Source organism: Massilia rhizosphaerae (assembly GCF_016093545.1).
Taxonomy (GTDB): domain Bacteria; phylum Pseudomonadota; class Gammaproteobacteria; order Burkholderiales; family Burkholderiaceae_D; genus Telluria; species Telluria rhizosphaerae.
Genome location: NZ_JADKYX010000018.1, coordinates 13,275 through 24,969, shown reverse-complemented (window position 1 = coordinate 24,969; position 11,695 = coordinate 13,275). Strand labels below are relative to the sequence as shown.

Genomic DNA, 11,695 nt, shown 5'->3' with positions numbered 1-11,695 from the left:
GCAAGCGGTCGGCGTCCGCGCAACGCATCGGGCCCGCGCACGCAAGAAAAGTTTGGTCAAATATTGCGGGTCGGCGAAAATTGATGCCCGGATTTAACTTTCTGCCGCCACGCCCGCCGATGACCACCAACCCGCCCGACACGCCGCCCGATACCCCGCACCCGCCGCCCTCATTGCGCGCCGCCATCGCTCACCGGTTCAGCCTGAATGACGACAAGGCGGAGGCCGCCGAGATCGATCGGAGCATCCGGGCCGGCGTCGAGTTGCAGGGCGCCACATTGTGGATCCTGATGCTGGCGATCCTGATCGCGTCGATCGGCCTGAACACCAATTCGACCGCCGTGATCATCGGCGCGATGCTGGTATCGCCGCTGATGGGCCCGATCGTCGGCTTCGGCTACGGCATCGGCATCCTCGATTTCGCGCTGATCCGCCGCTCGCTGGTCAACCTGGCCATCGCGGCCGCGATCAGCCTGGCGACGTCCACGCTGTATTTCATGGTGACGCCCCTGGCGGAGGCGCAGTCCGAACTGCTGGCGCGCACGACGCCGTCGCTGTGGGACGTGCTGATCGCCTTGGCCGGCGGCCTGGCCGGCATCATCGGCCTGACGCGGCGCGAGAAATCGAACGTGATCCCCGGCGTGGCCATCGCGACGGCGCTGATGCCGCCGCTGTGCACGGCCGGCTACGGCCTCGCGAACGCCAATTGGTCGGTGTTCGGCGGCGCTTTCTACCTGTTCTCGATCAATTGCGTGTTCATCGCGTTCGCGGCGGTGGTCGTCATCGATTTCCTGCGCCTGCCGCATCGGAAATTCGTCGATCCGGTCAAGGAACGGCGCGTCAAGCGGGCGCTGCTGGCCGTCGTCCTGCTCACGGCGCTGCCGAGCATCTGGCTGGCCGCGCGCCTGGTCGACAACGAAGTCTTCGGCAGCCGCGCGCGCGAGTTCGTGCGCAAGGAATTCAAGGCGGCCACGGTGCACGTGATCGAGACCCGCGTGGCGCCCGGCACGCACGACATCGAGGTCACCCTGATCGGCACGCCGCTGCCGGCGGCGGCGATCAAGGCCATCGAGCAGCGCATGGCGAGCGCCGGGCTGAAGGACGCGCGCCTGTTCGTGCACCAGGGCGAGGTGCCGCAGGTGGAAAGCCAGAAGATCGACGTGGGCAGCCTCAAGGCCGACATCCTGGCCGAGATCGTGCGCAACAACCAGGACGCGCTGCAGGACAAGGACGCCGCGATCCAGGCGCTGCGCCGCCAGCTGGCGGACGAGCAGGCGGCCCGGCAGGCGTGGATGACGCAGGCCGCTACGGTGACGCGCGAATTCGCGGCCCAGTATCCGGAATGCGGCGACATCCTCGTCGGCAAGGCCGCCCCGGACGCGGGCGACGCGGACGCTGCGGCGGCGCCGGTGCCGTTCCTCAGCGCCACCTGCCGGCGCATGCCGCGCAACGACGCGGTCAAGCGCATCGCCGAATGGCTGAAGGTGCGGAGCGGGAATCCGGATGCCAGGCTGATCCTGGTCGCGGGGAAAGGAAAAACCGCCCGTCGGCCTGTGCGGCGGACGGGCGGTTGAACGGCGCCCCGAAGGCCGGACGCCGGCTTTCGGGAGCGTGTTACGACTGCAGGACGGCTCAGGCGCGGCGTGCGCCCCGCGCGCGCAGTGCCGACAGCGCCAGCAGCGCGACCAGCATCAGCGCCGCCGTCGACGGTTCCGGGACCGCGGTCAGGCGGTTGACCTGGGTGGTCGGCGCCGCCACGAGGACTTGGCCGCCGGGGGCTGCATCCGGCTGCAGGAACAGGTCGCCCAGGTCGCCGTCCGCGCCGAGGTAGTGCGTCGTGTCGAACAGCGCCCAGCCGAAGGTCGTGCCGGTATCTCCGGGTGCCATCATGAAGCTGACGTCGAAACTGAACTTGCCGCCGAGCTGGATGGCCTGGAGCAGGTCGCCGCCGCCGCCGGCATTGCCGAACACGAACGGATCGGGCGCGCCGCCGGTGACGGCGCCCGTCAGGTCCGGCGCGCCGTCGAATGCGCCGGTCAGGTGGTCCACGGTAGCGGTCGCGGCGGTGGCGCCGTCCAGTCCCAGGAAGTACAGGTCCAGGAAGGCCGGGCCCGTGCCAAGCGTCGCGGTGTCGATGTCGACGTGATAGCCAAGCGGCGTCGCCGCCGCCTGCCCGCAGGCGCCGACCATGGCGGCCGCCAACGTGACGTTGGCAAGGAAGTGCTTGAAGTTGAGCATGAGGACGTCCTTTACTGAATGCTGAAGAGGGCCGGCGTATAAGCGATGCCGACTTTGTTCGGGTTGGAGAAGGTGGTCGTCAGCGTGACGCTCTGGCCCGGTGCCAGGCTGGCGACGGGCAGCGTCAGGTACGGCACGCCGTCCTTGATGCCGCTCTGGTTGTCCAGCGTGACGCCGGCCGTCAAGCCTTGCAGGCGGAACTGGAGCGGACCCGCCAGGGCCTGGCCGCCCGGATTGGTGATGGTCACCGTGCCCGTGTACTTGTTGGTGAACCGGTTCATCGTCAGGCCCGAGCGCGCGATCGTGACCGAGGACGTCACGTCGACCGGCGCCGCATGCAGCGAGCCGTGCAGGCGCACTTCGTTCATGTTGCCGAACCACGCGTTCGGATCATAGACACGGATATAGCGGTAAGGCACCAGGCTGGCGACCGGCAGGGTTTGCCATTCCATGGTCGACTTCGCGGCCGGCGTGAGCGTGGTCCAATTGGTCCCGTCGTTCGAGCCCTGGAACACGGCGCCGTTGATGCGGCCGTAGTAGCCGTCCTGCCGGCTGATGATCTCGGTGCTGGTCAGGGTGACCTGGTGGCCTTCCTTGAAGTCGAACGCAATCCACGAGCCCGAGCCCGAGCCGCCGGAGCCGTTGCGGAAGTCCGAACCCGTGCCCAGGTTGCCGTCGAACAGGGCATTCACGTTCGTCTGCGTCAGGGCGGCCGTACGGTTCGTCGTCGAATCGATCAGCGTCGCGATGGTCGGCACGTTTTGGATGAGATCACTTTCGTCGACGAGGTTCAGCGCCGTGCCGTCCGTCGTCTCCGTGACTTCATAGCCGGGCTTGCCGTCCTGGCCGACGTAGTCGATGGCGAATTTCACGGGGCCCGGTTGCGTGCCCTGCGGCAGGGTGGCGGTGGCCGTGTAGCTGATGTTGTCCGTGGTGCTGATCGCCGCGGGCAGGCCGTCGATCGTCGCCGACACGTTACTGAGCGCTTCCTTGCCCGTGAAACTCAGCTTCACGGTATTGCCGGGCACGATGCGGTTGCGCAGCGCTTGCAGCGACGTCAGCGACGCAGAGGCGATCCGGTTGGTCGACGTCGCGACGCCATACAGGCGCAGTTCGGTCATGTTGCCGAACCAGGCGTTGGCGTCGGTCATCCGGACGTAACGGTAGGGCGTGGTGTCGGTGATCTTCAGGGTCTGCCAAGTGTCCGTGTTCGCGGCATAGGTCGAGATGTTGGTCCACGTCGTGTTGTCATTGGAACCCTGGGCGACGGTGCCGTTGATACGGCCCGAGTACTTGCCCTGCGGGCCGATGACGTCGACCCGCGACAGGGCCACGGTGCCGCCGCCCCGGAAATCGAACATGACCCAGCCGTTGTTGCCGCTGCCGTTGAGACGGTAATCGGTCGCCGTCGACAGGTTGTTGTCGAACAGGTAGCCAACTACAGTCAGCGCGTTGGCCCCGGTGCGGCCGTTGGAATCGGTGACGGTCGAGATGTCGAGCAGGTTGGCGAGGTAATCCTTCTGGTCCGCGATGAACAGCGTCGAAGAATCGGTCGGGAACAGCACCGGTTCGGCGTCCGTGCCGTCGGCGGTCTTGTAGTTGACGAGGAACTTCACCGGTCCCGGTGCCGTGCTGGCCGTGACGACTGCCGTCGCCGTCCAGTTCAGGTTATCGGTGGTGGTGACGGTCGCGGGCTCGCCCTGGATCGTCGCGGTCACGTTGTTGACCGGTTCGGACGACTGGAACGACACCTTGATCGTATTGCCGGGCACGATACGGTTCTTCAGCGCCTGGTCGGAACCCAGCGAGACGTTGGTCAGCTTGTTGACCGTCTCATAGCGGGTGCCGAAGATCCGGAATTCGCTCATCTCGAGGATGTTGTACGACCACAGCAGGTCGATCATCGAGATCTTGAAGAAGCGATAGCGCTGGGTGCGGAATTCGTCCGCCACGTTCAGCGTCTGCATCTCCTCGACCATGCGCGTCTCGTCGGGCGTGATCCGCGTCCAGTGCTCGTTGTCGTTGGAAGCGAAGACGGTCACGCCGCCGATGCGCTCCGGGAAGCTGCCGGGCGGCTGGAACTGGAACGCGGTCGCCGCCACCTTGAAGCTGGGGCCGAAGTCGATCGTCTGCGTGCGATTGCTCTCTATGGCGGTGCCGAACGGGATGTTGGTGCCGTTATTGTTGTCGATCCCGTTGGCGGCAAAGGTGCTGAAGTTCGTCGCCAGGTTCGACTTGAAGAACAGATTGGGGTAGTTGATGCTGCCGTCCGGGAGCCGCGGGGTCAGTTCCTGCAGGCCGGAGACCGTGTTGCGCAACGTGGCCAGCTTGTCGAAGTAGGTGGCGTCGGTGCTCGACCCGATCGTGTTCTGCATGTCCGCGTAGGCGGCCTGGTACGTGTTCAGCGTCGACGTGACATACAGCGTGTCCGGCTTGAACGGTGCGGTCACGGCACTCACCACCGCCTGCCGGTCCGCGCCCACTGCGACGATGACCCGCTTGGTGGTCACCGTGGTCCCGTCCGAGGCCTCGACGATGAGCGTGTACGTGCCGGCTTGCGTCGGCGTCCACGACAATGCGCCGGTGCTGGTGTCGAACGACGCGCCCTGCGGCAGGTTGTCGATGTTGTAAGTCACCACGTCGCCCGCGGCCGAGTCGGTCGCGGACAGGTCGAGCGTCACCGGGATGGTGGCGCCGGCATAGGTGTACGCGGTCGTGTCGCCGTTGCCGGACTTGAAGACCGGCGGGCTCAGCAGAGTGCTGGACTGGATATTGATGTGGTCGACGTCGACCGTGGTACCGTTGCCGGTGATGGTGAGCGTCAGGAAGTCGGGCATATTGAACGGCACCACCATGTAGCGCCACTGGCCCCGCGTGTTCGGCAAGTAGACCGTCGTGCCGTTGAGGTCCATCGTCGCCTGGCCATCGGTCCGCACGCGCAACCCGATCGACGAGGTGGGCCAGCCGTACGTGTACACGGCATACCGCGTGCCTTCTGGCGTGGCCGTGCTGCGCACGAAGCCGGTCGAGCCTTCGGTCTGGGCGACCGATTCGCCGGCGAGCGGCGTGAACCGGTCTTCCACTTCGCGATACGGATCGACGATGGGGATGCCCAGGTATTTGCTGCCTTCCGCTTCGGCCGCCTTGGGAATCGTCAGCCAGAAGTCGCCGCCGCCGTCGGTGCCGTCCCAGTTGTAGGCCTTGCGCTTGGCGTAGATCGTCGTGTAGTTCGGAAGGAGGTGTTCCACGTCGAGGCCGCGCACGTATTTGTAGTAATAGAAGGCTTCCCAGGTGTTCTGGGAAAGCCGGCCGCGATACGCCCACGACACGCCCGTGTACAGCGCGCGGATGCTGCCGTCGGGATTGACGCTCATGGCGACGGGCACCCACGGGATGTCGTGGCCGACCATGAATTTGGCCCACAGTTCGTGGACGGCCAGCAGGCGGTCGTCGAGGAATTCGTACGGTCCGACGGCGTTCGCCTCGGTCGACGGCGTGCCCGTCACCGGATCCACCTTGGTACCTTGCGCCATCATCAGGCGCGCCAGGATCTCCGAGTTGGTGAGGTCGCCGGCGCCGTGGGCCTGGTCGCGGCCCATCTCCACGTGCTGGATCTGCGGCGTGATGGCTTCACCCGTGGCGTCGTTATGCGTCACCATCCGGAACAACTGCTTGATCGAGCCGGTCCACGCCGGGTCCGGCGCGTCCTTGTTGACCATGAACCACTCGACGGCCTGGTTGTACCCGTCGCGGTCGCCCATGAAGATCGAACCGGACATCTTGGCGATGGTCGTGTACAACTGCTGGTTCATGAACCGGCAATTGCAGTTGTCGAAGGTCTGGATCACCGGCGTGATCAGGTTGGCCGAGAACTTCTGCGTGTCGTCGTCCGTCCACGCGAGCTCGGGCGTCTGCGTGCTCGTGGCGCGCAGGATTTCCGCCGCGGTCACCATCCGCTGCATCGGAATGCCGGTATGGATGTGCGAGTCCGTGTAATACGCGTATTGGGTCGGATCCATCTGCGAGTACAGACGGATGACGTGCATGGCGTTGCTGCGATAGGTGTCGTCGCCGGTCACGAGATACAGGACGGCCTGGGTATAAGCGATACCCGCGTCCACGATGAAGTTGCCTTCCTGACCTTGCGACGTCAGGCCGTAGAAGGCCGGCTTGCTGTTGTCGGTGCCGTTCATGTTGCGGATCCGCGGGGTACGCGAGGCGGAGGCCGAATTCAGCATCATGTTGAAATGCGTGTACCAAGGCTCCTTCTTCGCCAGGATCTCGGCCCGCGCGTTTTCCAGCATTTCCTTCGTGAGCCCGACCCCGGGATGCTTGAAGCCGTTCACGTCGATCGTCTCGGTGATCGTCGGCTGGTACGCGGTCACCATCGTGTCGATCGGATCGGCCAGCGCGACCTGGCCCGGTAACGGTACCAGCGTCGTCGCGATGCCGACCGATATTGCCATGCAGACGATGCGTCTTAACGCATGGTCGAATTTGATTGTTCTCATGTCTGCCCCCCCATTTTTAACCTCGTCGTATTTAGGTTACCGATAACATTCTTGACCGGAGACGGACCGGAAAGGCAGGGCGCGGCAGCGCCGAATGCATACCCGAGCCGGGCTCCAGGGGTTTTTAATATATGAAGTGCGTTTTATTTACTGCCGTATCGAAGGTTTGACGTTCCTGTCCGGCGCCAAATGGCGGTCGCGCCGCCACTTGCACCGAGCAGAATTGTACGTTATCGATACCATACAATTGTAGACCTAATTTCAACAGATGCGTACATATTTTTGTCGCGCCGGCGAATGAAAAAAACCCGAAGGCCGGACTGCGGCCTTCGGGGTTCGCTGACGACGTCGGGACGTCAGGACGTCAGGACGGATCAGGCGCGGCGTGCTCCCCGCGCGCGCAATGCCGACAGCGCCAGCAGCGCGACCAGCATCAGCGCCGCCGTCGACGGTTCCGGGACCGCGGTCAGGCGGTTGACCCGGGTCGTCGGCGCCGCCACGAGGACTTGGCCGCCGGGGGCTGCATCCGGCTGCAGGAACAGGTCGCCAAGGTCGCCGTCCGCGCCGAGGTAGTGCGTCGTGTCGAACAGCGCCCAGCCGAAGGTCGTGCCGGTATCTCCGGGTGCCATCATGAAGCTGACGTCGAAACTGAACTTGCCGCCGAGCTGGATGGCCTGGAGCAGGTCGCCGCCGCCGCCGGCATTGCCGAACACGAACGGATCGGGCGCGCCGCCGGTGACGGCGCCCGTCAGGTCCGGCGCGCCGTCGAATGCGCCGGTCAGGTGGTCCACGGTAGCGGTCGCGGCGGTGGCGCCGTCCAGTCCCAGGAAGTACAGGTCCAGGAAGGCCGGGCCCGTGCCAAGCGTCGCGGTGTCGATGTCGACGTGATAGCCAAGCGGCGTCGCCGCCGCCTGCCCGCAGGCGCCGACCATGGCGGCCGCCAACGTGACGTTGGCAAGGAAGTGCTTGAAGTTGAGCATGAGGACGTCCTTTACTGAATGCTGAAGAGGGCCGGCGTATAAGCGATGCCGACTTTGTTCGGGTTGGAGAAGGTGGTCGTCAGCGTGACGCTCTGGCCCGGTGCCAGGCTGGCGACGGGCAGCGTCAGGTACGGCACGCCGTCCTTGATGCCGCTCTGGTTGTCCAGCGTGACGCCGGCCGTCAAGCCTTGCAGGCGGAACTGGAGCGGACCCGCCAGGGCCTGGCCGCCCGGATTGGTGATGGTTACCGTGCCCGTGTACTTGTTGGTGAACCGGTTCACCGTCAGGCCCGAGCGGGCGATCGTGACCTGCGCCGTCACGTCGACCGGCGCCGCCTGCAGCGAGCCGTGCAGGCGCACCTCGTTCATGTTGCCGTACCACGCGTTCGGGTTGTAGATGCGAATATAGCGATAAGGAGCCTGGCTTGCGACCGGCAGCATCTGCCAGTCGGATGTCGACTTCGCGGCCGGGGTCAGGGTGGTCCAGGTGGCATTGTCGTTCGAGCCCTGGAACACGGTGCCGTTGATGCGGCCGTAGTACCCGTCCTGCCGGGAGATGATTTCGGTGCTGGTCAGGGTGACCTGGTTGCCGTCCTTGAAGTCGAAGACGACCCAGGCGCCCGAGCCCGAGCCGCTGGAGCCGTTACGGAAATCCGAACCCGTGGCCAGGTTCGCGTCGAACAGGGCCTGCACGTTCTGCAGGGTCGTGGCCGCGCTGCGGTTCGTCGTCGAATCGATCAGGGTGGCGATGCCGGGGACGTTCTGGATGACGTCACTCTCCTGGGCGACCATCAGGGACGTCGAATCGGTCGGGAACAGGACGGGTTCGGCGTCTTTTCCGTCCGCGGTTTTGTAGTTGAGGAGCAACTTCACCGGTCCCGGTGTCGTGGTGGACTTGACGACCAGCGTCGCCGTCCAGTTCAGGTTGTCCGTGGTGGTGACGGTCGCCGGTTCGCCCTGGATCGTCGCGGTTACGTCGTTGATCGGCTCGGACGACTGGAACGACAGCTTGATCGTATTGCCGGGTACGACCCGGCCCTTCAGCGCCTGGTCGGAACCCAGCGACACGCTGGTCAGCTTGTTGACCGTTTCATAGCGGGTGCCGAAGATCCTGAATTCGCCCAGCTCGAGGATGTTGTACGACCAGAGCAGATCGATCATCGAGAGCTTGAAGAAGCGATAGCGCTGGCTGCGCAGGTCGTCCCGCACGTTCAGCGTCTGCACGCCCTCGATCCCGAGCGTCTCGTCGGGCGAAAGCCGCGTCCAGTTCTCGTTGTCGTTGGAACCGAAGATGGTCACGCCGCCGACGCGTTCCGGGAAGCTGGTGCGGGGCTGGAGCTGGAACGCGGTCGCCGCCACCTTGAAGCTGGGACCGAAGTCCAGCGTGAACGTGCGATTGTCGTCCGTGGCGATGGTGAACGCGATGAAGCTGTCGGTACTGTTGTCGATACCGTTGGCGGCATAGTCGCCGAAGTTCGTCACCAGTTTCGACTTGAAGAACAGATTGGGGTAGTTCAGGCTGCCGTCCTTCAGCAGCGGGGTCAGTTCCTGCAGTCCGGAGACCGCGGTGCGCAATGCCGCCAGCTTCTGGAAGTAGGTATCGTCGGTGCTCGAGCCTATCGTGTTCTGCATGTCCGCGTACGCGCCGTCGTAAGCCGTCTTCGTCGACGTGACGTACAGCGTGTCCGGTTTGACCGGCGCCGTCACGGCACTCACCACCTCCTGCCGGTCCGCACCCACGACGATGGTGACCCGCTTGGTGGTCACCGTGGTGCCGTCCGAGGCCTCGGCGATGAACGTGTAGGTGCCGGCCTGCGTCGGCTTCCACGAGAACGCGCCGGTGCCGGTGTCGAACGTGGCGCCCTGCGGCAGGTTGTCCATGTTGTAGGTCACCACGTCGCCCGCGGCCGGGTCGGTGGCCGAGAGATCGAGCGTCGTCGCGATGGTGGCGCCCGCGTACGTGTACGCCGTCGTGTCGCTATTGCCGGACTTGAAGACCGGTGGGCTCAGCAAGGTGCTGGACTTGACGTTGATGTGGTCGATGTCGACCGTCGTCCCGGCGCCGGTGATGGTGAGCGGCAGGAAATCGCCCAGGTTCATCGGCACCACGAAGTAACGCCATTGGCCTCGCGTATTCGGCAAGTAGACCGGCGTGCCGTTGACGTCCATCGTCGCCTGGCCATTGGTCCGGATGCGGAAGCCGATGCTCGTGACGGCGGCCCCGTTGTAGCTGTACACGGCAATGCGCGTGCCTTCTGGCGTGGCCGTGCTGCTCACATACCCGGTCGTGCCGTCGTTCTGCGCGACCGAATTGGCGTCGTACGCCGTGAACCGGTCTTCCACTTCGCGATACGGATCGACGATGGGAATGCCCAGGTACTTGCTGCCCTCGGCCTCGGCCGCCTTGGGGATCGCCAGCCAGAAATCGCCGCCGCCGTCGGCGCCGTCCCAGTTGTAGGCCTTGCGCTTGGCGTAGATCGTCGTGTAGTTCGGCGCGACTTTTTCCATGTCGATGCCGCGCACGTATTTGTAGTAATAGAAGGCTTCCCAGGAGTTCTGGGTCAGCCGGCCCCGATACGACCACGACACATTGGTGTACATCGCGCGGATGCTGCCGTCCGGATTGACGCTCATCGCGACGGGCACCCACGGGATGTCGTAGCCGACCATCCATTTGCCGAACAGCTCGTGGACAGCCAGCAGGCGGTCGTCCATGAACTCGTAGGGGCCGACGGCGTCCGCCGCGGTCGACGGCGTGCCCGCCACCGGATCGACCTTGGTGCCTTGCGCCATCATCATGCGCGCCAGGAGCTCCGAGTTGGTGAGGTCGCCGGCGCCGTGCGCCTGGTCGCGGCCCATCTCGACGTGCTGGATCTGCGGCGGAATGGCTTCGCCGGTTGCGTCGTTTCGCGTCACCGTCCGGAACAATTGTTTGATCGATCCGGTCCACGCGGGGTCGGGCGCATCCTTGTTGACCATGAACCATTCGACGGCCTGGTTGTACCCGTCGCGGTCGCCCATGAAGATGGAGCCGGACATCTTGGCGATGGTCGTGTACAGGTGCTGGTTCATGAAGCGGCAGTTGCAGTTGTCGAACGTCTGGATCACCGGGGTGACCAGGTTGGTCGAGAATTTCTGCGTATCGTCATCCGTCCACGCGAGCGCCGGGTCCTGGCTGCTGGTGTAGCGGAGGATTTCCGCCGCGCCCGTCATCCGCTGCAGGGGAATGCCGGTATGGATGTGCGAGTCGGTGTAATACACGTACTTGGACGGATCCATCTGCTCGTACAGGCGGATGATCCGCATGGCGTTGGCGCGATAGACCGAATCGCCCGTCACGTAGTACAGGATCGCCTGCGTGTAGGCGGTCAGGGCGTCCGCGATGAAGATCCCTTCGGCGCCTTGCGAATCCAGGCCGTAGATCCGCGGCAGCGAAGGATCCGTGCCGTTGACGTTCGAGATCCGCGGGGTCTTCGACGCCTTGGCCGACAGCAGCATCATGTTGAAATGGGTATTCCAGGGTTCCTTCTTCGCCAGAACCTCGGCCCGCATGGTCTCCAGGTTGTCCTTGGTGAGCCCGACCCCGGGATGTTTGAAACCGCTTGCGTCGACGGACTCGCTGAGGACCGGCTGGTAGCTGGTCAACAAGGTGTCGATCGAATCCGCGGCCCGCGCGACCTGGGCCGGGAACGGCACCAGCGTGGCCGCGATGCCGATTGAAATTGCCATGCCGGCGAGGCGCCTCATTGCATGGTCGAACCTGAATGCTCTCATGTCTGTCTCCTCATTTTTCGACCTCTTCGTGCGTCTGGGTTAACGATAACAATTCTGGCCGGAGTCGGCTCCAGAGGTATTTAATCTATGAAGTACGTTTGAATCCAAGTCATATCGACAGCGTCCGGCACCGTTTCGTCGGGCGTAAACTGGAATGGGCGCCGGAACTATCTCGTGCTGCGCAGCAACTGCG

5 protein-coding genes are annotated in these 11,695 nt (G+C 64.6%); 1 reads left to right on the top strand and 4 read right to left on the bottom strand.

Annotated features, from left to right (window positions below; translation table 11 throughout):
* Nucleotides 1-119: 119 nt before the first annotated feature.
* The gene (locus ISF28_RS22690; protein WP_198119443.1) at nt 120-1,574 is read left to right on the top strand and encodes a TIGR00341 family protein; all 1,455 of its coding nucleotides are present in this window, start codon (nt 120-122) and stop codon (nt 1,572-1,574) included.
* A 58-nt stretch (nt 1,575-1,632) separates the two neighbouring features.
* Here ISF28_RS22690 and ISF28_RS22685 read toward each other — a convergent pair whose 3' ends face one another.
* From ISF28_RS22685 to ISF28_RS22670, 4 genes are all read right to left on the bottom strand, one after another.
* Nucleotides 1,633-2,238 carry an NF038129 family PEP-CTERM protein gene (locus tag ISF28_RS22685; protein ID WP_198119442.1) on the bottom strand — a complete coding sequence of 202 codons (606 nt, stop codon included), beginning with the start codon at nt 2,236-2,238 and terminating at the stop codon, nt 1,633-1,635.
* An 11-nt stretch (nt 2,239-2,249) separates the two neighbouring features.
* Nucleotides 2,250-6,749 carry a discoidin domain-containing protein gene (locus tag ISF28_RS22680; protein WP_198119441.1) on the bottom strand — a complete coding sequence of 1,500 codons (4,500 nt, stop codon included), beginning with the start codon at nt 6,747-6,749 and terminating at the stop codon, nt 2,250-2,252.
* Nucleotides 6,750-7,123: 374 nt separating this feature from the next.
* Nucleotides 7,124-7,729 carry an NF038129 family PEP-CTERM protein gene (locus ISF28_RS22675; RefSeq protein ID WP_198119440.1) on the bottom strand — a complete coding sequence of 202 codons (606 nt, stop codon included), beginning with the start codon at nt 7,727-7,729 and terminating at the stop codon, nt 7,124-7,126.
* Between the two features lie 11 nt (nt 7,730-7,740).
* Nucleotides 7,741-11,457: a discoidin domain-containing protein gene (locus ISF28_RS22670; RefSeq protein ID WP_198119439.1), complete on the bottom strand. Its 3,717-nt coding sequence runs from the start codon at nt 11,455-11,457 to the stop codon at nt 7,741-7,743.
* Nucleotides 11,458-11,695 lie beyond the last annotated feature (238 nt).